The sequence below is a fragment of the Priestia sp. Y58 genome (assembly GCF_029522095.1).
In the GTDB taxonomy this organism is placed as follows: Bacteria; Bacillota; Bacilli; order Bacillales; family Bacillaceae_H; genus Priestia; species Priestia megaterium_E.
Map to the genome: position 1 here is coordinate 103,170 of NZ_JAKWFL010000002.1, position 25,172 is coordinate 128,341.

Sequence of the window (25,172 nt, forward strand, 5' to 3'; positions counted from 1 at the left end):
ACCAAACCCCTATATCTGCATTCTTTTTACTTTTTTATACTGTTAAACGTTCTATTCTTTTAAATAGTCAATTTCCTGCTAACTTCTACTTGTAAAAGTACGCTGAGCAGTAGTCATTAAATAACTCTTTGTACTCGTACAAACATTTCACATAAACTCATACTATTAATAGTTTAGCAGGTTTGAAGACAAATTGATAAAGGAATGCTTTCCAGTACACTTATATCGAACAAATGGTCCATCAAATGAAAAAAGTAAGATAGAATAAAGAGAAGAAATGATGATATAAGGAGTATAGTTTATGATTAAAGCGATTTTTCTTTTTATCTTAGCGGGTCTTGCTGAAATTGGCGGAGGCTATTTGATTTGGCAGTGGCTGCGCGAAGGAGCATCAAGCTGGTTAGGGCTGCTGGGCGGTATTGCTTTGGTGCTGTACGGAATCATAGCAACGTGGCAGCCATTCCCGGACTTTGGGCGTGTATATGCAGCTTACGGCGGCATTTTTATTGTTTTAAGCCTGTTTTGGGCGTGGTGGGTTGATAAAAAAATGCCCGATACATATGATTGGATTGGCGGACTTGTGTGTCTAATTGGCGTAGCCGTTATGCTTTGGCCAAGAAGTTAAGTGATAATACAGAAAGGCAGCAGAACACATAAATTCTGCCGCCTTTTATTTTTTTAGATAAATACAGCTATGTTTCTGGTTTGTGTACCCACAAAAAAAAGACAACCCCAAGGTTGTCTTTTCCATTACTTCAACTCAGCCCATCTTTTATCTAAAGATTTTAATAGCTCATCTTCAGACGTTTGGCCGCCGATGTATTCTTGTACATCCGCTCCAAATTTTTGCGTGACGCCTTCAGGGAATTTTGTCCATTCCCAAGGAAGCGTTTTTTGCTCCTTAGAATATTTAAGAAGTTCTTCACCTAAAGGTCCGATGTCTTTTGCTTCGATTGACTTAAAGGCTGGAATGTACTTGAAGTCTTCTACTAGCGCTTTTTGACCTTCTTTAGATGTGACCATCCAGTTTAAGAAGTCTTTTGCTGCTTTTTTATCTGCCGCTGGTGCTTGTTTGTGAATAACCCAGTTGCTTGGAACGTCAATTGCAAGCTTGTCAGATGCAGTTGCATCGTCGCTTAGCGGCATAGGTAGAATCCCTACATCCATGTTCGGCGTAATTTTATCAAGCATTGGCTGAATCCAGTTTCCTTGCTGAATCATCGCTGCTTCACCGTTCGCAAATTTCGTTACTTGCGTGTTATAGTCCGTCGTTAACGGATTTTTGTTTCCATATTTCACTGTTAAATCAAGCAGCTTTACATACTGTTTGAACTGCTCGTTTCCTGCGATTTTTGTACTGCCGTCATTTAATCCTTTAATAAATGCATCCGGATCTTTTTGACTTGCAAATGGAATATTTAAGCCGTGATTTCCAAGTACCCACCACTCGCCGTAGCCGATAGAAAATGGCGTAATGCCGGCAGCTTTTAGCTTTTTAGCCGCTGCTTCTAATTCTGAATATGTTTTTGGAAGTTCTTTGATGCCTGCTTTTTTGAACAGTTTTTTGTTATATGTAAATCCATAGCCTTCAAGACTGATTGGCTGTCCATATACTTTACCGTCCATCGTCATTGGTGTAAGTGTGTTTTCGTACGCATCATCAATCCAAGGCTGATCTGATAAATCTTCTAATTTATTTTTCCACGTTTTCGCCTCTTGATATCCGCCGTTTGTGAAAAGATCAGGTGCATTCCCCGACGCAAACTGCGCTTTTAAGGCTGCTGCGCCGTCAGCTCCTCCACCAACCGTTTGGATATTAAACTTTACGTTTGGATGTTCTTTTGTATATTGATCAGTTAGAGCTTTTAGCTGATCTGCAATTTCTACTTTTCCTTGAAATACATCTACTACTACTTGATCTCCGCCGCTTTTTTTATTACCAGATGCGCTTTCGTTTGAACACGCGGTTGAAAATAAAAGCGTAGCCGATAAAACACCTACTGCTAAAGGCCATTTTTTCATTTTAAATGCCATTTTCCGTTCCTCCCTATTTCCTGCTGGTTTTGATGCCTCAGCCTCAAAACCAGCCCTGTTGCCGATACTATTATTTAATTGAACCGCTTGTAATTCCTTTAACAATGTGTTTTTGCATTGCAAAGAAGAAGATTAATAGCGGGATAATACTGATTACAAGTGCTGCTAGTGCTAAATCCCACTGCTTTGTATACTGACCAAAGAAGAAGAATGTCGCAAGCGGAATCGTTCTTAGCTCAGGATCTTGCAGAACAAGAGACGGAAGTAAGAAGTCATTCCAAATCCATAGGCTGTTTAAGATAACTACGGTTACTGTAATTGGTTTTAATAACGGGAATACAATTCTCCAGAATACGCCTAGACGTGAGCATCCGTCGATGATTGCCGCTTCTTCTAGCTCAACTGGAATTCCTTTAATAAATCCGTGGTATAAGAAAATCGTCATACCTGAACCAAAGCCTAGATACATGATCACAATACCCCAGATGCTGTTTAACAGATTTAAGTTTCCTGCTACTTTTACAAGTGGAATCATGATGGATTGAAACGGAATAACCATTGCCGCTACGAATGCCATAAAGATAATACTGCTGATTTTTTTCTTTGTTCGAACCAGCATGTAAGCTGCCATTGAACAGAAGATTACTAGAACTGCGTTACTGATAACAGTAATGATTAGCGAGTTGCTAAGCACTTTTAAGTAGTTCATTTGGTTGAATGCATTTACAAAGTTTTGAAACTGAATCGTTGTCGGCAGTGCCGATGTGTTTGATAAAATTTCTGCAAATGACTTCAACGAGTTTGAAAGCACGTAATAAAATGGAACCAAGAACACCAGTCCAAGCAGGACCGCTAAAATTTCAACAATAAAGGTTTTGCTCGTATATTTGTTTCCCATTACGATTCAACCTCCTTCTTCTTCGTGTATGTTACTTGAATAATCGTAATCGCTGCTACGACGATGAAGAAAATTAAGGCTTTTGCTTCACCTAGACCGTATCTGTTATTAACAAATGCTTCTGTATAAATGTTAAGCGCTAACATTTCTGTTGATTTGAATGGACCACCGTTTGTTAATGATAAGTTGACATCAAATACTTTGAATGACCATGAAATCGTTAAGAATAAACAAACCGTGACTGCCGGCGCTACCATTGGAATTGTGATGTGACGAAGAATTTGCCATCTGCTTGCTCCGTCAATTTTTGCTGCTTCAATTAGCTCTTGCGGTACGTTTTGCAGTGCTGCTGTGTAAATAAGCATGATATAACCTGCTCCTTGCCATACACTTACAATCACGATGCCCCAAAATGCTGTTTTTGCGTCTCCCAACCAAGGAAGTTCAAAAAGCGAAATTCCCGTGATTTGTCCGATGGATGCAAATCCTTTTACAAAAATGAACTGCCATACAAATCCTAGTAAAAGTCCGCCAATTAAATTCGGCATAAAGAAAACCGTACGTAAAATGTTTCGTGTTTTTAACATTTGAGTAACAAGGATTGCTAACACGAACCCAACCACATTCGTTAAGATAATCGCAACGACCGTATATTTTGTTGTGATCCAAAACGATTGCTGAAACTGCTTATCTTCAGTGAATAAGTACTTAAAGTTATCAAGTCCCACCCAGTTAATCGTACCGTTTACTCCGTTCCAGTCTGTAAATGAGTAATAAATCCCTGTAAAAAATGGTATAAGTACAATCACACAAAACGCTAAAAGTGCGGGCCCTACAAATAGTGCAAATAAACCTACATTTTTCAAATTTTTACGTTTTTTCGTATTAATCGATGGTTCTCTTTTAAGTTCTTGCTCTAAAGGAACATATTCTGTCTCCTGTAATTTACTTTGGCTATTCATCTTACTAGCACCTCCCTATGTCTTATTTTAGCGAAATCCGCTATTTATGAAACCGCTTTAATTGACGAGTAGGGTGTAAAATATTGACCTTTGTGCAACATTTTCTCCCCTGTGCACATTTTACGCACTTTTTTAAAGCATGAAAGAAAAAGCTAGAAGTGGACGACGTATCTTCTTATCTTATACACTAGAAAAAAGATGTAGTTGGGAGGAACATACGCATGACAGCCAAACGAGCGTTAATTACGGGTGCCAATTCTGGAATGGGGCTGGCCACAACGATTGAACTAGCTAAAAAAGGATTCGAAGTCATTATGGTATGCCGAAATGAAGAAAGAGGAAATACGGCTTTAGAAGAAGCCAAGCGCCAAAGCAGATCAGACTCCATATCTCTTATGACCTGTGACTTAGCTTCTCTCGCTAGTATCCGGTCTTTCAGTGATGACTTTATGTCTCGCTACAGTGTACTTGATGTGCTGATTAATAACGCAGGTGTGGTAACAATCAAACGTGAAACAACACAAGACGGATTCGAAATGATGCTTGGCGTCAATCATTTGGGACACTTTTTGTTAACTAATTTACTTTTAGATCCGTTAAAAAAGGCTAAGCAAGGATGCATTATAAATGTTGGCTCCGGTGCTCATAAAGCTGGAAAAATAGATTTCGACAATCCTCACTTAACAACAGGATTCGGAATATGGCGAGGATACTCTCAGTCTAAATTAGCGAATAATTTATTTACGGTCCATTTAAGTAAAAAGCTAAAAGATACTTCTGTAACCGTAAATTGCCTACACCCTGGTGCAGTCTCTACCGCTATCGGCGTTAATCGCCAAACGGGCTTTGGAAAAAGCGTTCACGCCGTGCTTCGCCCTTTCTTTTTAACGCCTCTTGAAGGTGCCGAAACAGCTATTTATTTAGCAGACAGCCCTGAAGTAACGCATATTAGCGGCGCTTATTTTTATAAAAAACGTGTTACACCCCCTTCTTCAAGAGCAAAAAATGAACGGCTTGCAGAAGAATTCTGGAACTGGAGTGCACGCGAAGTTGGCTTATAATGTAGAATAAAAAAAGGTCAGCTTTTCAGCTGACCTTTTCGTATTAGAAAAACGTTAGTCCTACAGCAAAAATAAAGCCTGATACAATTAAGGTCGTCACGCAGTAGCCCATTATATCGCGCGCTCCGAGCCCTGCGATAGCTAGTGCGGGCAGTGCCCAAAACGGCTGCGCCATATTCATCCATGCTTCTCCGTAGGCAATGGCCATCGCGGCGACTCCCGGATCTACGCCGAGCTGTTCAGCTGCCGGCATAATAAAAGGTCCTTGTACAACCCAGTGTCCTCCTCCCGACGGAACAAAAAAGTTCACAACGCCAGAACTTAAAAACGCGAGAAATGGAAATGTTGTTTCATTTGAAATCGAGATAAAGGCATTTGTTAGCTTACCGCCTAAGCCTGATAGCTCCATCATGCCTTGAATACCTGCGTAGAATGGAAACTGAATCACAATCCCAGCGGTTCCTTTCGCAGCATTGGAAACGGCATTCATATAGGATAAAGGCGTGCGGTGAAGTAAAATACCCGTCGTAAAAAACAATAAATTCACTGTGTTGATATCCATTTTAAAACCGTTTGTAGCAAAATAATAAATTAAATATGAATACCCAAGAAGTGCAATTGTTAGACTTAAAAACCTGCTGTTCTCCATGCGTACAGCAAATGTTGGCTTAGAAGAAGTTGTCTCAACAACTGTAGCCGGCGCCATTTCATCTTCTGCCAACAGTCTTGGATCGATTTCTACCACTTCTTTTCCCGTCGGCATCATCAGTCTTGTCATAATAGGAAGGACAATTAATAATCCGAGGGTAATAAATAAGTTGTAGCCTGTAAAAATCGTGTCTGACAGCGGAATAAGTCCAGCCGTTTTTTCCATTGGGTTTCCAGGTGTAGCAGCGACAAGAGGAATCGAACCTGACAAGCCTCCGTGCCATGTTAAAAACCCTATGTAAGCACAGGCAATTAAAAACCGATAATCAGATCCCGGCACGCGTTTCGCTACTTCTTTCGCAAACAGCGCACCTACAATTAAGCCAAACCCCCAGTTAATCATACAGGCCATGGCTGCGCCTAGCGTGACCAGAATAACCCCTTGCGCCGGAGTTTTGGCTAACAGTGCTATGTTCACAAGCCACTTCTTTACAAGCGGCGAGCTGGCAAGCGCATGTCCCGTGACAAGCACTAAGCTCATTTGCATCGCAAATGCCAAAAGGTTCCAAAATCCACTTCCCCAAAACTGAACCATTTCAATCGGCCCGTGAGGAGTAAAAACAATACCTGATACAAATAAAATCAGCGTCAAGATTAAAGCAAATACAAACGGATCAGGTAAAAAACGCTGCACAAGCGCCGTAAAGAAATTAGATAACGCTTTCATTTTACTCCTCCTTTACAGGAATACTCCTGTGAATAAATGTCGACAAGCATCTTTAATTATACATAATTTGTTGAAAATTGTTAATATTTAGTTTAATAAAAGAGGCTGGGACAAAAGTATTTTAGCCCAAGTGAAAAACGAACCATTAATCAACGCGTTTGATGAGTGGCTCGTTTTTTTGTGATTGTGCATATAATTTTATCTGTTTCGTTCCTTCTAGCAGTTGATTGGAGGGCAAGGCGAAGACTCCTGCGGGAAAAGCGGAACAGATGAGACCCCGCAGGAGCGAAAGTGACGAGGAGGCTCAGCGGCCGCCCGCGGAAAGCGAAGCCTTGCATGGAAATCAACTGCGTTTTAACAAGCAGTCCAGCTCATGTACCTCATTTGTTCATCTTTCAATTGGGTTCATTTCGTTATGTCTCAACCTCTTTACACATTAAATGTTTGAACAAGAGTTAGCTCTCCATCAATTTCAATTTTCTTTTCTTGAAAGGAAATATGTAAGCTTTCATAAATATGTTTCCAAAATGAAATAGCCCTCTTATTGCCTGCAAGCTCAATAATCATATATGTTCCTTTTCGATGAGAGAAAATGTCTTTTACCGTTTCGGAAGCGATGCCGTGCCCGCGGTATTTGTTTAAGATAAAAAAATCATTGATGCAGTAATCTGCTTCTTGCTGAAGTGCGGGCTGTTCAAGAAGTAAAAAAAAGCCTGTCAGCTTATCATCTACTTTAATAAAGTATGGCGAGAGGCCTTCTACTTTCCAAAACAGGGGCAGCTCTTCAAAATGAAAAGCTCCATCTTCGCGAATATCTAAAGAAGGTGTATACGCAGATAAATCATGGAGATAAAGAGAATACAAATTTTGCAAAACGCCCGCTTGGTTTTTAGGTACTTTTTCAATCGTAAGCATTCTTAGTTCATCTCCTTCTTTACTATCATAAGGGTTTTTTGTGAAAGTTTACAGTAAAAATGTTTGGGGCAGAGTAAAGAAAGATAGATAGTGAAACAGCTCTTTTTCATTTTGTGGATAAATTAAATGCAAACAAAAAAACGATCATCTCCGGTACTGTATGCTCCGTCTGATAATCGTTTTTTATGTTTTGTGTGCTGATGCTGAAGTTTTTCCTTCTTTGTTTTGGTTGTCCGCGTTTCCATGTCTGCAAATACAAACAGGCTGCGGTTTAATTCTGGATTTCGCTTTCCTTCACGCGTCATTTTATCACGCATTTTTTTTGCTTTTGACTTTGCCATGTAACTTCCTCCCTATATAAATGATGTATACATATCTTACTGCTTTTTTATAAAATGTCAAGTACAAAAGCACTGATGTATTGACAGTGCTTTTGTATAGTCAAGACTCTTTATTTTTTAGCATATCATCTAATCTTTGCTCTATTCGCTGAAGCCTTTTTTCATTTGCTACCTGCCTTTGAATCAATCTTTTTACACCTATAATGAATGCAATAATTATTCCCGCTCCGCCTATAAGAATCAGCAGCATAAGAATTTGAAAAATAATATCACCTGTATTAACCATAAATCCACCTTTAATCTATTTTTTTACATTATATCATTTTTTTGGTTTTTTTCGCTTTATTTTATAAAAAAAACTCTCAATGCTGAGAGCTTCATTTACTATCTTCATCGTAGACCGTCCACTTTTCCTGTTTGATTTGATTGGAAACATCAATCAGCTTATTTTTCACTCGGTCCTTTTCCGCGCCTGTTAAAGGCGTAGGTCGGTAGTCGTTTCGCGCTGTTGTGGAAGAAATACGGAATGGAATGACGTTGATGTCTTTATTCGTCGTTAGCTTTCCATCTTTAATTGTAAACTTCTGCTGAAATACAAATGTATCTTTATCACTTGGATTTTTGTTTCCGCCAAACATAAAGTTTCCTAAGCTATAGACAATAAATTTATTTTTGTACTCTTCAATTCCTTGAACAACATGAGGATGATGACCTAAAATTAAATCTGCTCCGTTATCAATTGTATACTTTGCCAATGCTTGCTGCGCTGTATCAGGAACATAGTGTCGTTCGGATCCCCAGTGGAAATGCACAATGATAATTTTAGCTCCTTTTTCTTTTAAAGACTTAATTCCGTCTTTAATCTGGCTTCTTATTTCTTTGGTGTCATCCCAGCCCGGATATCCAAGCAACCCTACTTTGACTCCTTTTACCGTTGTAATATATGTATCTTCATAGCCAAAATAGCCTATTCCGCTTTTCTTTAAGTTTTCTCGTGTATCATCATATCCTTGCTGTAAATAATCATGCGTATGATTATTAGCCAAGTTAACGGTTTCAATACTTCCTTGCTTTAAAATATTTACAAACGAAGGATCACCTTTAAAACGAAATGTTTTACTTGCTTTTTCCGTCGCAGTTGTCAGCGTTGTTTCTAAATTAACCGTTGTTAAGTCATCTTGCTCAAAGATCGATTTTACATTTTGCGTAAAATACGGCAGGCCATTTCTTGCTGCTACGTCGTTAAAGGTAGAATCGTACCCAAAGCTTTCATCGTTTCCTAAGGTAAAATCTCCTGCTGCGCTAACTTTAATGGTTGTATTGATTGCGTCTTTTTTCTCTTTTTTACTCGCTTCTTCTTTAGACTTTACTGTTTCTTCTTTTTTCTGCGGCTCAGAAGAGGTTTGTTCTCCTGCTCCTCCGCACGCTCCCAATAAAAAACACAAACTTCCATAAATAACAGCTTTTTTTAAATACTTGTTCATGTAACGTTAAAACCCCTTTTTACGTTTTGATAACTGTGTTTGGACATGGTGTTTACTCTACATTTCGCCAAATACATACAATCTTCCTGTTATATCGGCAAAATAAGTGAAAATTTTATAAAAAAAGGAAGTTTTTATATTCTTTTTGAGTCAGAACAAGAGATTTTAGCTAAGAGAAAAGCAGCGCAAACGCTGCGGAGAAAACTGATGAGCTGTACTAAACTTCAAGTGATTCACAAAATAGCACAGCGATTCCAAACATCACCTAAAATAAAAACCTCCTTTGCTCATGCAAAGAAGGTTTTATCTAAACTTAACAAATCGAATCATTAGATTTAGGGTTTTTGAGTCCAAATAACGGTCGGATAAATAGTGCTACGCCTGTGCCAAGCATCGCCATAACCATCCATACCCATCCATGAAGACTAAATGAAGCAATGCCGCCAAAGTAAGCGCCGATGTTACAGCCAAAAGCAAGACGCGCACCATACCCCATTAAAAGGCCGCCAACAACAGCTGCTCCCGCAACTCCGGGCTTAATCTTTCCCGGTTTGAACGTCCCTTGCGCCGTCGCTGAAATGAAGGCCCCTAGTACAATCCCAAAGTTTAACACGCTGGTAGAGTCTGCTAGCACACTTTGCGTTAGCGCTTCTCCATTTGCACCTTGGAAAAATCCCCAGCTCGACACATCTATCCCGGCTGCCATCATGGCTTTTCCGCCCCATAATGCAAAAGCAGAAGTGATTCCCCAAGGGTTTCCTCTTACAGCAAGCGTCAATGCATTTAATACGGCCAGCACAATCGCTGCTGTGAATAGAGGCCAAGAGCCGCGAATAATCTTTTTCCACCCTTTTGTAGTAGGAAGCTGTTTCATCATAGGCGGATTTTTCTTTTTGGCAATTTGAATCGTAATCCAGTAAATCGCTGCGAACGCGATAAGCTGTACAATCCAAGCTCCAAAATAACCAAGACCTGTCGATTCAGCTAATGAGATAGGGGGAAGCGAAGGTTGCTTTTGCCAAAGTGGCAAATGATAAGCCCCAAACATAGAACCTACAATAAAGGCTAAAAGCGTTAAAATCATAGAAGAAGAGCCGCCGCCTAACGAATACAGCGTCCCTGAGGCACATCCATTTCCTAACTGCATGCCAATTCCAAACATAAACGAACCAACTATCACGCTTACTCCTACAGGTGAAACATATCCTTTTGGCGTTACCCCTGTAAAGCTAAAGCCTGTACTTAAAATAATAGCAAACAATGTTGACGCAATTGCAAGCATAAGCATATGCGCTTGCAAGCCTTGAACATTGCCGACAGATACAAGGCGGCGAAATGCTGATGTAAAGCCAAAACGTGCGTATAGAAGCGTCATTCCTAACGCTAGGCCGATAATAAATAAAACACCTTGCGTCCAATTAGTCGTGAGCACAATCGCAAGAAATAAAATAACTGCTGCTATAACCCCTCCTGCAAATAATGGCTTTTGCATAGGGCTTAATTCTGTTACAACAGTAGTAGGCTTTGATTTATATGATGAGTGCAACGTTTGCGCCACATCATCAACTCCTTTTCTGATAGAAATACTAAGAATTAATATTTATCATCTTATAGCACTTCCCTTCTCCTGTAAACTGTTTAGCAAAATAAAAGTGAATTGTTTATTTTTTAAATATTCTTACCTTTAGTCATACAAAAAGCAGAAGCTTCTATTCTTCTGCTTTTCGCTACTAAACGTAAATAGAATAAATCTCTTTTACCGGAGTAGGGTGAGGCTTTGCAAAATAATACCCTTGAAACAAATCATATCCCATCTCTATCAGGCATTTTAAATCTTCTTCTGTCTCTACTCCTTCCGCAAGAGCCTTCGCCCCCATTTTATGGGTGATAGCTAACATCTCTTGGGCCACTTTTTTCTGTTTCTCATTTTTACTAACTCCGTTTGTGAATTCAAATGCTAACTTCACCACGTCAGGCTCCACTTCTAAAAGCCTCTTCAGCGTGTTATAGCCAACACCTACGTCATCTAAAGCATATTTAAATCCGTGGGAACGATAATAATTCAAAATGTTTTTTAAATGCTCAATATCTTGAACATCCTCCGTCTCAATCACTTCAAACACTATTTGCTCGGGTTTTATATTCAATTCTTGAATTAACGCAAATGTAGATGCCAAGCAATGCTCGGGATTATATATTGCTGTAGGAATAAAGTTAATAAAAATCAGCTGGCGATCAATAATACTAGCATTTTTTACAGCTTCTAAGCGGCAGGCTCGGTCAAGAGCGAAGGTTTTATTTCTTATTTGAGCAGCTTCAAACATTTTAAAAGGCGGGATAATACTTCCGTCTTCTTCTAATCCTCTTGATAAAATTTCGTGGCCAACGATATGCACGCGTTCGTGATTAACCGATACAATCGGCTGATAATATGAGCAAATTCGCTTGTCTTCAATCAGCTCATCAATCCACAAGGCATCTTTCATTTTTTGAAAAACGGTGATTGGCTCCATACGCGGCAGGTTTTCAAACGGGCTCCGCTGTTTTGCTTCTACAGCCCACACATGCCGAGGGTCTAGATGCTGATGAACATAATCCATAAAACTCCAAAAGATATCTTCCCTCATCCAGACCATATCTTCTCCAAGAGTCTTCCATTGGTTTTGAGAAATATCTTTAAAGTATTTTTCCAATTTCTTCACATCGCTTGATTTCTGAAAAGAAACCGTATATCCTGTCCTAATTGGCAGACACGCGTCGCACCCCATAGCTCATCTTCTCCCTCATTTATCATCAGTTTTTTGTATGTATACATGGATAGTTCTTAGGAACTATACCACTTTTAAGAAACTTACAAACCCTATTTTTCCGCTAAAATAGAATGTATCAAAAAGTTTTGGTAAAATGATAGACGTGTTTTATTGTCTACATCATAAGACGCACCTGATAAAAGGAAGTGAATCATACATGAGCAAAAACCGTTTTACGAAGTGGTTTTTATTTTCTTTAATACTCTTTTCCTTAAGTACTGGAGCAATGTATTATACGCTCTATATATCGTACTGGGCGTATTCTATCAAGCTGTTTTTAATCGTGGTGCCGCTCTTTACCTTATTATCGGTTGCTTTTGGTTTGTTGGTAATCGTTCATGAGCGCAGAAGAAAACGTGTATTTCATCTACAAAACGACGGAGATAGTCCTAAAAGTACGTTTATTCAAGGCTTTTCGGAAATAGCGGTAGGAGCAGGAGGCATCTTACTGTGCTTTTTTCTTTTTCTTTACTTTCTAATGGATTATTGAGTACATATAAAAAAGACGAGCAGACAGCTCGTCTTTTTTATTTGGATCTTTCTAGAATATCTCTAACGCTTGCATGATCAAGCTCTTTATAAGTTCCAACACCTGGTTTTACAAAGGTCTTTTCAACAATCGCATCAAATTCAGAGTCATCAATATCATAGTCACGCAAGCTGTTCGGGGCTCCTAAGTCATTCCAGAAAGTGCGAAGCGCTTTTGCTCCTTCCATTGCTGTTTCTTCATCGCTTTTTCCCGCTGGATCAATACCAAGTACGTTTACAGCCAATTGTTTTACACGAGAAGGATCTTCTTTTAAGACATGCTCCAGCCAGTTAGGGAACAAGATAGCAAGACCGCCTCCGTGGGGAATATCATACACGGCCGACAGAGCATGTTCAATACGATGAGTAGCCCAGTCTCCCCCGTCCGTTCCATTTGCTAAGCTTCCGTTAAATGCCGTCGTGCTGATATACATCATCGTTTCACGATACTTATAAGAAGTCAGGTCTTTAAGAAGCTTAGGACCTTCTTTTACAGCCGTTCTTAGTAAAGATTCAATAAAGCCGTCGATCATCGGCGTATTTTCCGTGCGATGAAAATAGTGTTCAAGCGCATGCGACATACTATCAACAATTCCATAGACGGTTTGGTCGCGCGGCACTGAAAACGTGTACGCCGGATCTAAGATAGAAAAGACAGGAAATACGTGAGAAGACGTCCAACCTAGCTTTTCTTTTGTTTCCCAATTTGTGATAACAGAAGTTGAATTCATTTCAGATCCTGTTGCTGCAAGTGTTAAGACCGTTCCAAAAGGAAGAGCACCTGTAATCTCTTCTTTACGTGTAATTAAGTCCCATGTATTCCCTTCATACACGGCTCCAACTGCGATAGCTTTTGTACAGTCGATCACGCTTCCTCCCCCGACAGCTAAGAGAAAATCAATTTTTTCTTTTTTACATATGTCAACGCCTTTAGCAACCGTAGTCAAACGAGGGTTCGGTTCTACACCAGACAGCTCGTGAACAACTGCGTCAATAGACTGAAGTTCAGCTTTCACTTCGTCGTATACGCCATTTCGTTTGATGCTTCCTCCTCCGTATACTAACAGAACCTTTACTTGTTTATGATAAGAAGCAAGCTCTTGCGATAGCTTCGTAATTTGATTTTTTCCAAAGTATAATTTTGTAGGATTGTGCTGCAAAAATATATTCATGTTCTACACCTCTAGTTTTCTTTTCTTATAAAAAGTGTAGCACGAAAACAACTTCATCATTATTGAAGATTCTCTATATCTATTATCAATATTTTTGATAACCTTCTTGTACAAGTGAAATAAACTGTTGAATAGGTGCTGTCAGCCATTTTTTCTTTTTGAATATGAGCTGTGAATAAAGATAAAATTCTTCATGGTCAAACGGGATTTTAATCAGTTTTCCACTTTCAATCTCTTGTTTTACCGCTATTTCTGGTACAAGAGCAATACCTAAGTTATCCGCTACGCACTGTTTAATCGCTTCGAGGCTGCTAAATGAAATCACTGATTGCATATGAATACCTCTGCTGCGCATCATCTCTTCTAAAAGCGTGCGATAAGGGCAGCCGCTCTCAGTTAAAATAATCGTCTCTCCCTCAAACTCTTCCATTAGAACGCTGTTTCTTTTACTAAAAGAATGAGAAGACGAAGCAATCATAACCATGTTTTCTTTTCGAATAGGAATCACTTCTAAGCTTGAAGAGGTTTGAAGGCGATCAAGCAAAACGGCTACGTCATACTTTCCGTCAATAATTCCTTGTGTTAAATTTGGACATAAACCCGCTTCTAACATAATCTTTAGAGAAGGGTGCTGCTTTTTTAATTCCCTAATATACGGTGTAATAAAATAAGCGGCCAGCGACTCCACGGTTCCTATCGAAACCGTGCCTCTTGCATCTTCGTTCGTAGTAAGACGCTCTTTTGCTTCATTTAATAATTCAGTTACTTGATTCACATAATAAAGCAATTCTTCACCAGGCTGAGTCAGCTTCATTTTTTGTCCTGTTCGTTCAAATAGTTTTTGACCGTAATGATCCTCTAATTTTTTTATATGAGTGGTAACGCTTGACTGAGCATACCCTAACTCCTCGCCCGTTCGTGTATAGCTCCCCCACTTCGCTACTTCTTTAAATGTATATAAATAATTAATATCCATGTGCTGCTCCTTATGTACCGCTGGTTTGTTTCGTTATATCTGTGCTAAAGCTGTTCTAGTAATCAGACTAGAATCACAGTACAGTATAAACGAACTCGTTTTGCCAAGCAATTTTATCAACTGTAAAGATTATTTTTATATTAGGCAATTACGCCGTTTTTTGTTCATAGAATGAAAAACAAACCTATGAAAAGAAAGGGTGTATCTCGTGGCAGCCTACAAAGAAGTGTTATATAAAGGCAAACGCTTTGTACTAATTCACGTATATGATTCAGGATACTGTGAAATCCGACCGATTGATCATGCTTTTAAAGTCGAACTTGTGCGATTAGATGAGATAGAACAATGTGGATAACAGTCATGAACGCAGCTAATGCAGCTGCTTTTTTGTTTGTATTAAAAACAAGTGGATGAGATAAAATTAGCTGAATTGGCTGGCCTTTTACATAATTTCTTCCTGTATACTTTGTAACTAAGGATATTCGTACTTATTTAGTTTCTATACTTACTCGAGGTGATTACATGAAAAAAGGCTGGCTGGAATGGATATTATTATCCGTGGCGTTAATTTGGGGAGCCAATTATACAATCGGAAAATTTGGAGTTGCTCATATGTCTTCCATTCAATTTAGCGCACTGCGTTTTATAATGGTTGCTCCTATTCTTTTACTTATTACAGGAATAATAGAGCGAGGCATTCGTATCGAAAAAAAAGACTGGGGACGTTTAATAGCGGTCAGCATAGTAGGCGTTACGCTCTATCAAACGCTGTTTATGGTATCTGTTAAGTATACGACAGCTACAAATGCTTCTTTACTTATTTCGATGTCTCCTATTTTCACAGGAATCTTAGCTATATTATATAAGCATGAAGCTTTTTCGTTAAAAACACAGCTAGGCTCTGTGCTTGCTTTTTTCGGGGCTGCGTTTGTACTGCTGTTTGGTCACTCGAGTCATGCCCTGTCGCAGCTTGCATGGTTTGGAAACATCATGGGGATTGTGGCAGCCATTGCTTGGGGCTGGTACCCGATTTTAGCAAAACCTTTAGTCGTAAAATATTCTGCTTTGCGCGTGACTGCCTGGTCTGCTTTAATCGGAGCTATTCCGCTTACTGTCTACTGTCTTTTCACCTATCAAACGCTTATCTGGCCAACAGATATAGGCAGCTGGAGTTCTCTGGCATACTCTGTTTTGTTCGTGACGGTGTACGGGCTGGTGATGTGGTATGTAGGAATTGGAAAAATTGGCTCTACAAAAGTAATGGTTTACATGTATGTTATTCCTTTGTTTGCCGTTGTTTTTGCTGCTGTAGCCATTGGAGAAACCATCAATGCTATGCAGCTTCTTGGAGGACTTATTATTTTTAGCGGTTTATATATTGTCAAAAAAAGCCCGGCTCCTAAAACAGCTCTTAAACTTAAAAAAGCAAACTAACAAGAGTAACGGGTTCGATTGATGCATGGTAACTAATAACGCTCAGATTTTTTCTGAGCGTTATTAGTATACTATTTTAATACCCTAATTGAATTAAACATCTTTTAGGCTGATTAATGAACATTTTTCAGTTTATATTCATGAGTGATTTTATGCTGCTTGTATACGCGTTTAAAACCGTTTCGTTCATAAAATAACTTCGCTTCGTCCGTGTCTGTATAGAGAACGAGACTGTCATAATAATTCTCTGCATAGTGAATAATTTCTTTTAAAAGTCGTTTGCCTATACCCCTTCTGCGAAACTGAGCTGAAACATAAAACCTCCTTACTCTTCCAGCGTTAACATACTGGCTGTAAGGATTTTGATTAAGGCCGGCTACGCCAATTAATTTGTTTTGTTCACCGTAAACTCCCCACAATTTTTCGCCTGTTTTGTTAAATACGTTTTGCCCGTTTTTATACTCCGCTACTAGCCTAGTAAGAAAGAAAAAGCCTTCCTCCTGGCTTTCTATCAACAGCTCTTTTATATCATGCTCCATAAGATACGTTAGCCTGATGATTCTCATATATCTCCTCTCCGTTCAGCAGGTGTCTTGTCTATTTCGATAGAATGCTTGTTATACATTAATGCTGCCATGCCTGTTAGAGCTGTCAATAGCAAAATGAAGCTTGAAAATAGATACACAAACCTTACCCCAAACAGATCGGCTACTGTCCCGACAAATGCGATGGAAAGTATAAACACAGCCTGTACAAGAGTTGATTTTGCCGCTATTACTTTAGGAAGCATCCCATTGCTGCAGGTATTTTGATAAATGGTTTCCTGAGCTACGTCTCGAAGCTGATAGGCAGGACCCATCATTATCAAGAGTACTAAAGCCAGATACGGGTTCGTTACTAGACCGTAAAAACCGGTTAAAACAGCATAACTAATTGAGCCTAAGAACATAAAAAGCAAAAGCCTTCCTTTTACCATAGAAGACATTCGGTACACAATAATTCCTCCGACTATGCTTCCAAAATGATACGCACCGTTTATATATCCCCACCACGCTTCTCCTTTTTCAAGCACTTCTTTCACAAAAGAAAGAGTAATAGCTCCAATCCAAATGGTTCCAACGAGTGATTCAATTATGTCCATTATAACGAGAGCTCTGATGCGTTTATGTATCCATAAAAAGCGCCATCCTTCCATTAGTTTTGCCGCTCTTCGATTTTGGGTTTGTTTGTATGTATGGACTTCTTTTATAAACAGTAAGCAAACAAATGAGATCGATAGAAGACCTGCCGTTATAAATAGAGACTGAGTGGATCCCGTTAAGGACAAAACGAAACCACCAAGCGACCACCCTGCAAACAGAAAAGTTTGATCAATTGTTGAAAGCAAGCTATTCGCCTGCATTCTTTGACTATCACTTACTAAGCTGCGGACAACCGACGTTTTAAAAATAGTAAAAAAACCGTTAAAAAAAGAAATGATCCCAACAATGATAAAACCCATTGTTAGTACTGTGACTGTAAATTCTTGTGTAAGCAGCACATACAATCCAACAAGCATCCCTATTTGCATCATTTGAACAGACCGCATAATGTGAATGGATCTATACGTATCGGCTAGTAAAGGTACGCTAAGGCCGCTAAGGAGCCGAGCAAGTAAGCTCGTCATCGTAATCATCGACGCAAGAGCTGTTGAACCGGTGTTTTCCTTTATATAAGAAGTGACGGCCATTGTATAAAGAACAAAACCTACATTTGCGGTTACTTGACTTGCTGCTAAAAGATAAAAACGCTGTGTCAATTCTTTCCTCCTTTCTGTTAGACGTAACATGTAAAAAGATAATTCACCTTTTGTTAATTTTTCCCTTTTAAACTATAACACTATTTGACGAAATCCAAAACTATCTATAATTTAGTAGATGGAGGTTTTTATGTTTAAATATAGTTTTCTTATTGTTCTTATCGCTTTTTTACTTATTAACTTTAACGGTCAGGAAAATCAAATTATAGGAGGCAAAATAAAAAAGGAACGAAGTGAGGTTTTCTTTGGCGAATACGACAGTTTTACGGGCCGCTACTCCCGGAGCATTAAACTCAAAAAAGGCGTAACCTACGCTTTTACGCTATCTAAAAACACCAAAAGCGGAGACCTGTTTCTGTACGTAGAAGATCCAAAACAGACACGATTTTTTGAAATGACTAATAACTCTCTTTCTTTAACACCTGAAAAAACGAGGAGATATCGTATTAATTTTGTAGGCTCTGAGCATAAAGGCTCTTTTCAGCTTTACTGGAAAAGCAGTAATCAAAAAGAGAGCGAAAAATTTGTGTAATACCATTTTAGACAACGCTTAAACGAGGAGGAATGGTTTATGATCATTAATCAAGCTGTCCTGTATACCCACTTATTGGACACAATGAAGGATTTTTATGTAAATTCTCTCGATTTTCCATTAACCGCCGCTTCACCGCGTTCTTTTTCCATCAAGGTTGGTGAAAGTGAGCTAACCTTTAAAGAAGGCTCTCTACATACAAAGCCCTTTTACCATTTTGCTTTTAATGTTCCAGCAAACCGGTTTATGGAAGCAAAGCAATGGGCTACTCAGAGAGTCTTCCTCAATACAGAAGAGAAGAAAGATGAGATTTATTTTGAAGCATTTGATGCTCATTCCTTTTATTTTGAAGACCCTGCTCATAATATTGTCGAATACATTTCAAGACATTCGGACTGCCCGTCATCCAAGGACCCCTTTTCTTCTAAGTCGCTCTTAAGCATAGGAGAAATCAACTTGACAACTCCTCATGTCCGCTCTGTAGGGACACAGCTTATTAACTCCGGTATCACCGTGCGCAACAACAGGCTATTAAACGAGACCTTTAACTTTTTAGGGAGCGGCAGTGCGTTTTTTCTTGTAGGGACGCCTAAAAGACGGTGGTTTTTTTCGGACCGAGACTCTGAAGTTCATCCATTAACGGTGAAGGTCAATCATTCTTTAACAGTTGCGCTGGACGAAGAAGGAATGTTGAAGATTACGCAAGAATGATTGTTTTTTTAATAAAGCCACGTAATAAGCGAACTTGTTACGTGGCTATTTTTGTTCAAAATTCAGCACATACTCCCCCTATAGGTTTTGTATATAGTTCTCGATGTCCTTTCTGTTCATCAGCATAAAAACCTTGCAATCCTCATCATTTTTAAGCTTTTTAAACCGGTTTCTCATCTTTTTTTGCCGTTCTCGATACGTAGTAAGAATAAACGTAAAAAATGACCAATCTACTTTTTCAGGGCATCCTTTTGCCATATCTTCACGCGTTTTTCTTGCATATACAATCCTCCGCTTTATTACTCGGTACACACAAACGATTAGCGGCAGCTCTAAATAAATAATGGTATCTGCACGCTTCACTCGAATATCATACGAATTTCTGTAGTTCCCGTCGATAATCCAGCTGTCTTTTTTTACAATGTGCTCCTGCAATTCTCTAAAGCTATCATTGTCTCTTTCCGTCCAGCCCGGCTTCCAATACAGGCTGTCTAAATGATATACTTCTAGATCAAGCTTTTCCCCTAATTTCTTGGCAAATGTGGACTTTCCTACTCCTGGAGAAACGCCCATTACCAGCACTCTTTTCATCTCATCACCTTACCTTTTTAAAAACTAAAGCTAATTGAAGAGAAGGCAACTGTTTGTAGCTGACTCGGTGTAATCAAAACGGACTGCTGTGTAAAGCAGCTTCATGTTAGCGTCTTTATTTCCGTAGTTTTCAGATAACATATAAACATTCATTATAAATTCCTATATTCCTTCTTGCTTTGTAGTAAATAGGTTGCTTTTATGAATCGTTTCCTTTACCTTAAATGTGAGTATATAAAAGTAAGGTGAAAAAAATGAATGCATCTATGCTAAAGAGATTTTTACGAAACCTCGGTATTTTTATTTATATTGTCATTGCAGCTATTAATATTTACTTAACGAGAAATGATCTGGGCGATATGCTTACCCGTCTTGTGCTGCTGACTATTTTACTTCCTTTGTTTTTTAGTTTTGTGTATGCGTTAGGAAAATCACATTTTAAAAGACAAGAAGAGCTCGCTGAACAAGAGAAGAAAAAAGAGTAAAAAAAGCCTTTTATCGAGGGGGAGTTCCCTTGATAAAAGGCTTTTTACTTTTTTCATATAACTGAACATTAACTACATCAGGATTAACGTGATACTGTTTGGCAACTTGATTTACCATTTGCTGAATTTCCCTTTTCTTGTGGGAAGAAAGGTGTTCGCGGGGCAGAAGAACCAGAATTTGAGCTTCTGCATAGTTGTTCAGCACCCTAACTTCTTGAAAACCATGCTGCGTCAAAGCTGATTTTAACTCTTTTTCAAAGTCGGTGCTTTCTTTTTGAACAACTATAGAAGGCTGATTGTAAGAAAATAGCGAAATCTCTTTCTCTTCAGGCTTTGTATACACCACCCAAGCAGTTATAAGCACTGTGACAACAATACCCGCATTTAACATCCACCTTTTCATACCACGAACGCTCCTTTTAATTAAGTTTGTTCATGATATGAAAAAATTCGTTTATTCATGCGTTATCTTCCTAGCCAGCCTCCGTCTACAGCAAGTAAGTGCCCATGAATATAAGCAGATGCATCAGATGCTAAAAAGACAACCGCCCCTTTAAAATCATCTAAATGTATATTTTTACAATTCTTTCTTACACTAATAACTACTGATAAATAAAAGGTGGGAAGATGAATGAATCAAATTATATTATGGGGGATTCTTGTTATTCCATGGTTTTTACTGCTGCTGCTTGATAAACAGCGTGTTAAACGATTTTTTACTGTAGGGTTATTTGCTGCATTAATGATGACAATCGCCTATCAAGTAGCGGAAAAAATGCACTGGTGGACGGTTCAAGAAAACGTATTTTTTCTTACTAGCATGGGAGCAACGATTTATTGCCTTCATATTGTGATTACGATCTTTGTCTTTTACCTTACGTATCCCGGGTTTATCTTGTACATAATTGTTAACGTGATTTTGGATTTGATTCATGGTTATGTTATTGTTCCTTTTCTCGCTAAAATCGGGCTTTATAATCTGTATGATATCAGTCATTTTGGGCTTTTCCTTGTCATGACTACTGTAGCCATTATCCTTTACTTGTTTCAACGGCTGCTTGACTTTATATTTGAGGAAATCCCTGCATAAAAAGCCACAGCAAACGCTATGGCTTTTTAATCAATAAAAAAATGGAATAACCGTATCTCCGCGAATCGGTTCAACAGCCGCATGAAATTGAATTCGCAAACTTTTTGACGTTTCGATGTCAGCGGCATCCATGACGTGAAAATGAATGTGGGGTTCGGATGAATTCCCAGAATTTCCACACCTTCCGAGCAGCGTTCCTTTACGAACCACGTCTCCTTTTTTCACAGAAACCGATCCTTTCTTCAAATGTGCAAGCACACTGTATTCTTTTCCTTCATGCTCAACGATAACGTGATTTCCTAAAGGCCTCTTTTTATTCGTGTGTCCAATTTCATTATCTTCTTGATCATCAACTGCTGTGATAACGACTCCTTCAAGCGGCGCTACAACTTTTTTTCCATAGGCATAGTAATCTTCGTTTTTCATTCCATCATTTTTATAGCTTTGCTTTCCTTTTCGCACGACTAAATCATACGCATACCTTTGGTTTTCGACTGGATGATGATAGTTCAACACCTCATGCTTTCCTCCCCAATAGACAAACCATTCGCTTTGAATCGGCATCGTATATTTGTTTGTACTCCATCGATCTCTTTCCGAAAATGATTCTATAGGAGCAATCACAAGTGCTTGTATAATGTTATGTTCATCAAATATGACGCTGATGAATTTTGTCTGCGTAGAATTTAACCAAATAAACTGCTCAATTTGAGGAGTTAAATAGAGATTTGTTTCTAGTCTGTAGAACTGTTCTCCTTGATTAAACAATTTGCTCTGCTCCAAAAATTGCTGAAGCGAAACTTGATGTTTAAATTCTTCGCTTGCACAATCATAAAGCTTCTTAAAGTCCCCTTGTGCAAATAAAGTTCCAAACTCTTCTCTGATGTTCACTTTTCTCTCTGTATCCATCATTGTAATCCACCCTTTTATATGTATTTCAATTTGTTTGAATTATCTATAAGTAATACGTTTTACGTTATAAAAAGGTTTCATTTTCCAGCTATTCTATTTCAAAATCTTCTTCTATGCCGTATTTACAATTTTCTCAATCCATTTTATACTTATTTTACAAATATTTGAAAGGAGGTGCAGCATGATGAAAATAACTTTAAATAAGAAAATCAAGCTGCGCCGAGTATGTGTTTTTGGCGCTTAGCTTTTAAGAGGAGATCATACAATGAAAGTAGCATTAGTACGTCATTACAAAGTAAACAAAGGGCTTCCAGAAAACCACCGCTTATCCACCGATGAACTAGTGGCTTGGTTTCAGGAATATGATGAATCAGATATTACGTATGGAGAGACTGATTTGAATAATATCCAATGGAAACGCTGTTTTTCAAGCGATATGCCGCGAGCACACAAAACGGCAAAGCATATTTATAAACAAGAGATCACTCTTCTTCCGGAACTTAGAGAAATACCTATGCCTATTATTCCAGTAAAATTTAAACTTCCTTTTATCCTCTGGGTATTGCTGTTTCGCATGTCCGGACTCATCAACAAACAAGCTCGTAAAGATATGGCTGAGACTAAGAGAAAAGTAGCAGCAGTGCTAGATCGCGCTATTTCCGAGTCAGAAGACGATTTGCTGATTGTCAGCCACGGAGGAATTATGAAGTTTATGCGTAAAGAACTTATAAAACGCGGCTTTAAAGGGCCTGGGTTTGATATTGCTGTTAACGGAAAGCTTTATCTTTTTGAAAAGCAATAGAATGAAACTTACTTGAAAAAGTCGCAGAGACTACTCTCTGCGACTTTTTAATAACCATTTTCTTCAATTGTTAATGCTTCACGCAAAGCGATATCTTTTCGGATATTATGAGCGATTTCACGCGTGATTTCTCCTTTTTCATAAAGTTCTTGCACCGTTTCCCGCTCGGTATGAAACGCTTTATAACATAAATCTCTCGTTGCTTTTTTACGTTTGCGTGAATTATACTCCGTACTCTCTTTTCTAAGTCTTGCCATGGATCTATGGTATTCACTAATAATAGCAAGTGAAATCATTCGATTTTCTTCGTTCATATTTTCTTTAATGACCTTTATTGCTTCTTCCATCATTTGAATACGTACTTTGTTCACTTTGCTTCTTCTTCGCAAACTTTGTTTTCTTAAAGCCTGCTTATTCGGTGAAAAAATTCGGACTAATAATAATAAAACTTTTTTAAACCTCATCCAGCTCACCAATAATTTGTACCTTACACGATTGGTTACAGCCATTTCAAGCTTGTGCGTATGTTCCAAACAAATATACGCTGTCTCACGGTCTATTTTTTCCTCTTTTAATAGCTTTTCCACCAATTTCCCCTTGGCCTGAAGAGCCAGCAATCGAATTTCTTCTTCATACTGTTTGTTTTCAGAGGCTTCTAAAGGATGAGTTTTAACAATGATGTTATTAATCGTTGTATTATACGTTGAAATTAACGAAAGGGCTGCTCCACGATTTTCCTCGGTCATTTCTCTTTTTAACCGCTGAATAGCAGCTTTGTGCACTTTGATGCGTGCTTTAACCTCTTTTGTATTGCGCTCAGACTTCTTCGGCGCCTTTTCTGTTTTCGCAATAACAGGTAAAAGAATGCTTGCCGCAACTAAGGTTAACAATATAACGCCTGCTGCTAGAAAAATAATCAGAGAGCGTTCCGGAAAATCACTGCCGTTATCAAGCGTATATGGAATCGAAAACGCTCCGGCTAACGTAACAGCTCCTCGTACACCTGAAACCGTAATAATGCCAATAGACCGAGGCTCAGGTTTTAGATGCTTGTTATTTTTGTAATACCAGCCTACTGACCATGACACCATCACCCAAATAAATCGTAGTACAAGCAAAAAGACAGTAATAATCAAAATATAAAGAAGCACTTGTCCATTATTAAAGTTTGGATCTTGAATAATTGCTTTCGCCACTTTTGGTATTTGCAGACCAAGCAGTACAAACACCAAGCCATTTAACAAATATAAAATAACCGTCCAAGTACTTTTTGATACTACTTTAAGCTGCTGGTTAGGTGATTCCTCTCGGTCGCGCTCAATCGCATGCACAATGCCGCCTGCTACAACTGCCAAGATTCCTGATAAATGAAAATGCTCAGCAATGTAGAAGACAACAAATGGAGTTAGAATTTGTATTAACATATGAATCGTAATATCTTCCATTCCTAAACGTCGAACAAGTACACGCAGTCTGATAATCAGAAAAGCGATAAATGCTCCTACAAACAAACCGCCCAGCGCTACCCAAAGGAACTGAAATGTAGCATCTACTATCGAAAAGACGCCCGTTACGGTAGCAGCTACTGCTACTTGAAACGCTACAAGACCAGAGGCATCATTCATCAGCCCTTCGCCTTCCAGCAAATGCATAATTCGCTTAGGCAGCTTTACTCGACTCGCCATAGCTCCAACTGCCACTACATCTGTTGGGGACAAAATAGCGGCTAGTGCAAATGCAGCCGGTAACGGAATGGAAGGAATGAGCCAATTGATTAGATATCCCCCTACTGCCACCGTTACAAAAACCAGTCCCAGCGCTAGTAATAAAATAGGTGTACGAAGCTTCCAAAGAGCAGCTCTTGACACGTTTTTTCCGTCATTAAATAATAGCGGGGCAATAAATAAAATAAAAAATAATTCAGGCTCCAAATGGACATCTCCGCCAAATGGCAAGATAGCAAGCCCTGCTCCCAAAGCTATTTGAACTAATGGAACAGGAATAAATGGTACAAAATGATTAATGATATTAGATAGACCAATCAAAGCCAATAAGACTAATATCGTCAGAAAAAATTCCATAAAAACAATCGACTCCTACTTCTATTTACATCCTTTTAAAGTTTCACGTTATCTCTTTTCGTTCATTTTATAGTGTTTAGTTTACGCTTTTTCTGCCAAAAAATGTTGCGGGTTATTAAAAAGTGCTCTTTCTTTTCGGTAAGTTTATTTCTACGGAGATTAAGGGAACAGTATACATGA

Annotated in this window: 28 protein-coding genes and 1 pseudogene; 10 read left to right on the plus strand and 19 right to left on the minus strand. The window is 38.7% G+C overall.

Annotation, left to right across the window (positions count from 1 at the left end):
- Positions 1-301: 301 nt before the first annotated feature.
- Entirely contained in the window at positions 302-625 is a 324-nt protein-coding gene (locus tag MMB68_RS06245; RefSeq protein ID WP_221784879.1) for a YnfA family protein, read from the plus strand.
- Between the two features lie 125 nt (positions 626-750).
- On the opposite strand, the gene MMB68_RS06250 is transcribed toward MMB68_RS06245, so the two are convergent.
- The 3 genes from MMB68_RS06250 to MMB68_RS06260 all read right to left on the minus strand — a co-directional run bounded on the left by MMB68_RS06250 (position 751) and on the right by MMB68_RS06260 (position 3,894).
- Positions 751-2,034 (minus strand): ABC transporter substrate-binding protein, encoded by a 1,284-nt coding sequence (locus tag MMB68_RS06250; protein WP_221784878.1) that lies wholly within the window; start codon positions 2,032-2,034, stop codon positions 751-753.
- Positions 2,035-2,104: 70 nt separating this feature from the next.
- On the minus strand, positions 2,105-2,932 hold the full coding sequence (locus MMB68_RS06255; RefSeq protein ID WP_013057493.1) for a carbohydrate ABC transporter permease: 828 nt from the start codon (positions 2,930-2,932) through the stop codon (positions 2,105-2,107).
- Positions 2,932-3,894: a carbohydrate ABC transporter permease gene (locus MMB68_RS06260; RefSeq protein WP_013057494.1), complete on the minus strand. Its 963-nt coding sequence runs from the start codon at positions 3,892-3,894 to the stop codon at positions 2,932-2,934. Before MMB68_RS06260 ends, MMB68_RS06255 begins: the two co-directional genes overlap by 1 nt.
- A 221-nt stretch (positions 3,895-4,115) precedes the next feature.
- Here MMB68_RS06260 and MMB68_RS06265 point away from each other — a divergent pair, with 221 nt between their 5' ends.
- Entirely contained in the window at positions 4,116-4,955 is an 840-nt protein-coding gene (locus MMB68_RS06265) for an SDR family oxidoreductase (RefSeq protein ID WP_221784877.1), read from the plus strand.
- A gap of 43 nt (positions 4,956-4,998) precedes the next feature.
- Here the strand turns inward: MMB68_RS06265 and MMB68_RS06270 are convergent, their stop codons facing one another.
- The 7 genes and pseudogenes from MMB68_RS06270 to MMB68_RS06300 form a co-directional block, all read right to left on the minus strand.
- Positions 4,999-6,330, minus strand: a complete 1,332-nt coding sequence (locus MMB68_RS06270) for a TIGR00366 family protein (RefSeq protein ID WP_221784876.1) — start codon at positions 6,328-6,330, stop codon at positions 4,999-5,001.
- Between the two features lie 429 nt (positions 6,331-6,759).
- Positions 6,760-7,245 carry a GNAT family N-acetyltransferase gene (locus MMB68_RS06275; protein WP_221784875.1) on the minus strand — a complete coding sequence of 162 codons (486 nt, stop codon included), beginning with the start codon at positions 7,243-7,245 and terminating at the stop codon, positions 6,760-6,762.
- A gap of 106 nt (positions 7,246-7,351) precedes the next feature.
- Positions 7,352-7,586, minus strand: a pseudogene (locus MMB68_RS06280) (hypothetical protein).
- A gap of 100 nt (positions 7,587-7,686) precedes the next feature.
- On the minus strand, positions 7,687-7,872 hold the full coding sequence (locus MMB68_RS06285) for a DUF4083 family protein (protein ID WP_221784873.1): 186 nt from the start codon (positions 7,870-7,872) through the stop codon (positions 7,687-7,689).
- Between the two features lie 91 nt (positions 7,873-7,963).
- Entirely contained in the window at positions 7,964-9,070 is a 1,107-nt protein-coding gene (locus tag MMB68_RS06290; RefSeq protein ID WP_221784872.1) for a CapA family protein, read from the minus strand.
- Positions 9,071-9,383: 313 nt separating this feature from the next.
- Entirely contained in the window at positions 9,384-10,628 is a 1,245-nt protein-coding gene (locus MMB68_RS06295) for a YeeE/YedE family protein (protein ID WP_221784871.1), read from the minus strand.
- A gap of 172 nt (positions 10,629-10,800) precedes the next feature.
- Positions 10,801-11,838: an EAL domain-containing protein gene (locus tag MMB68_RS06300; RefSeq protein ID WP_221784870.1), complete on the minus strand. Its 1,038-nt coding sequence runs from the start codon at positions 11,836-11,838 to the stop codon at positions 10,801-10,803.
- Positions 11,839-12,037: 199 nt separating this feature from the next.
- On the opposite strand from MMB68_RS06300, the gene MMB68_RS06305 reads away from it, so the two are divergent.
- Positions 12,038-12,370 carry a hypothetical protein gene (locus MMB68_RS06305; RefSeq protein ID WP_221784869.1) on the plus strand — a complete coding sequence of 111 codons (333 nt, stop codon included), beginning with the start codon at positions 12,038-12,040 and terminating at the stop codon, positions 12,368-12,370.
- A 37-nt stretch (positions 12,371-12,407) separates the two neighbouring features.
- On the opposite strand, the gene MMB68_RS06310 is transcribed toward MMB68_RS06305, so the two are convergent.
- Positions 12,408-13,580, minus strand: coding sequence for an iron-containing alcohol dehydrogenase (locus MMB68_RS06310; RefSeq protein ID WP_221784868.1), 1,173 nt, complete (start codon positions 13,578-13,580; stop codon positions 12,408-12,410).
- Between the two features lie 85 nt (positions 13,581-13,665).
- Positions 13,666-14,556, minus strand: a complete 891-nt coding sequence (locus tag MMB68_RS06315) for a LysR family transcriptional regulator (protein ID WP_221784867.1) — start codon at positions 14,554-14,556, stop codon at positions 13,666-13,668.
- Positions 14,557-14,764: 208 nt separating this feature from the next.
- On the opposite strand from MMB68_RS06315, the gene MMB68_RS06320 reads away from it, so the two are divergent.
- Together MMB68_RS06320 and MMB68_RS06325 are read left to right on the plus strand one after the other, a co-directional pair.
- Positions 14,765-14,911 carry a hypothetical protein gene (locus MMB68_RS06320; RefSeq protein WP_221784866.1) on the plus strand — a complete coding sequence of 49 codons (147 nt, stop codon included), beginning with the start codon at positions 14,765-14,767 and terminating at the stop codon, positions 14,909-14,911.
- 167 nt (positions 14,912-15,078) lie between these two features.
- Positions 15,079-15,990: a DMT family transporter gene (locus tag MMB68_RS06325; RefSeq protein WP_013057507.1), complete on the plus strand. Its 912-nt coding sequence runs from the start codon at positions 15,079-15,081 to the stop codon at positions 15,988-15,990.
- A 113-nt stretch (positions 15,991-16,103) separates the two neighbouring features.
- Here MMB68_RS06325 and MMB68_RS06330 read toward each other — a convergent pair whose 3' ends face one another.
- The gene (locus MMB68_RS06330; protein WP_221784865.1) at positions 16,104-16,556 is read right to left on the minus strand and encodes a GNAT family N-acetyltransferase; all 453 of its coding nucleotides are present in this window, start codon (positions 16,554-16,556) and stop codon (positions 16,104-16,106) included.
- Entirely contained in the window at positions 16,553-17,788 is a 1,236-nt protein-coding gene (locus MMB68_RS06335; protein WP_221784864.1) for an MFS transporter, read from the minus strand. Before MMB68_RS06335 ends, MMB68_RS06330 begins: the two co-directional genes overlap by 4 nt.
- A gap of 130 nt (positions 17,789-17,918) precedes the next feature.
- On the opposite strand from MMB68_RS06335, the gene MMB68_RS06340 reads away from it, so the two are divergent.
- Both MMB68_RS06340 and MMB68_RS06345 read left to right on the plus strand, forming a co-directional pair.
- The gene (locus tag MMB68_RS06340; protein ID WP_221784863.1) at positions 17,919-18,320 is read left to right on the plus strand and encodes a hypothetical protein; all 402 of its coding nucleotides are present in this window, start codon (positions 17,919-17,921) and stop codon (positions 18,318-18,320) included.
- Positions 18,321-18,359: 39 nt separating this feature from the next.
- Positions 18,360-19,031: a glyoxalase gene (locus MMB68_RS06345; protein ID WP_264407777.1), complete on the plus strand. Its 672-nt coding sequence runs from the start codon at positions 18,360-18,362 to the stop codon at positions 19,029-19,031.
- A gap of 78 nt (positions 19,032-19,109) precedes the next feature.
- On the opposite strand, the gene MMB68_RS06350 is transcribed toward MMB68_RS06345, so the two are convergent.
- Positions 19,110-19,622: a P-loop NTPase family protein gene (locus MMB68_RS06350; RefSeq protein WP_264407779.1), complete on the minus strand. Its 513-nt coding sequence runs from the start codon at positions 19,620-19,622 to the stop codon at positions 19,110-19,112.
- A 254-nt stretch (positions 19,623-19,876) separates the two neighbouring features.
- Here MMB68_RS06350 and MMB68_RS06355 point away from each other — a divergent pair, with 254 nt between their 5' ends.
- On the plus strand, positions 19,877-20,107 hold the full coding sequence (locus tag MMB68_RS06355; RefSeq protein ID WP_013057513.1) for a hypothetical protein: 231 nt from the start codon (positions 19,877-19,879) through the stop codon (positions 20,105-20,107).
- 10 nt (positions 20,108-20,117) lie between these two features.
- Here the strand turns inward: MMB68_RS06355 and MMB68_RS06360 are convergent, their stop codons facing one another.
- Both MMB68_RS06360 and MMB68_RS27510 read right to left on the minus strand, forming a co-directional pair.
- Positions 20,118-20,510 carry a hypothetical protein gene (locus MMB68_RS06360; RefSeq protein WP_221784860.1) on the minus strand — a complete coding sequence of 131 codons (393 nt, stop codon included), beginning with the start codon at positions 20,508-20,510 and terminating at the stop codon, positions 20,118-20,120.
- Between the two features lie 62 nt (positions 20,511-20,572).
- A complete protein-coding gene (locus tag MMB68_RS27510) occupies positions 20,573-20,740 on the minus strand; it encodes an SDR family oxidoreductase (protein WP_372452269.1) in 168 nt (55 codons plus the stop codon).
- Between MMB68_RS27510 and MMB68_RS06370 the strand changes: the two genes are divergently transcribed.
- Positions 20,739-21,197 carry a hypothetical protein gene (locus MMB68_RS06370; RefSeq protein ID WP_221784859.1) on the plus strand — a complete coding sequence of 153 codons (459 nt, stop codon included), beginning with the start codon at positions 20,739-20,741 and terminating at the stop codon, positions 21,195-21,197. The two genes, MMB68_RS27510 and MMB68_RS06370, sit on opposite strands and share 2 nt — an antisense overlap.
- A gap of 30 nt (positions 21,198-21,227) precedes the next feature.
- Here MMB68_RS06370 and MMB68_RS06375 read toward each other — a convergent pair whose 3' ends face one another.
- Positions 21,228-22,109: a M23 family metallopeptidase gene (locus tag MMB68_RS06375; protein WP_221784858.1), complete on the minus strand. Its 882-nt coding sequence runs from the start codon at positions 22,107-22,109 to the stop codon at positions 21,228-21,230.
- Between the two features lie 265 nt (positions 22,110-22,374).
- Between MMB68_RS06375 and MMB68_RS06380 the strand changes: the two genes are divergently transcribed.
- Positions 22,375-22,911 carry a histidine phosphatase family protein gene (locus tag MMB68_RS06380; RefSeq protein WP_221784857.1) on the plus strand — a complete coding sequence of 179 codons (537 nt, stop codon included), beginning with the start codon at positions 22,375-22,377 and terminating at the stop codon, positions 22,909-22,911.
- A 47-nt stretch (positions 22,912-22,958) separates the two neighbouring features.
- Here MMB68_RS06380 and MMB68_RS06385 read toward each other — a convergent pair whose 3' ends face one another.
- Entirely contained in the window at positions 22,959-24,992 is a 2,034-nt protein-coding gene (locus tag MMB68_RS06385) for a Na+/H+ antiporter (RefSeq protein WP_221784856.1), read from the minus strand.
- Between the last annotated feature and the right edge of the window lie 180 nt (positions 24,993-25,172).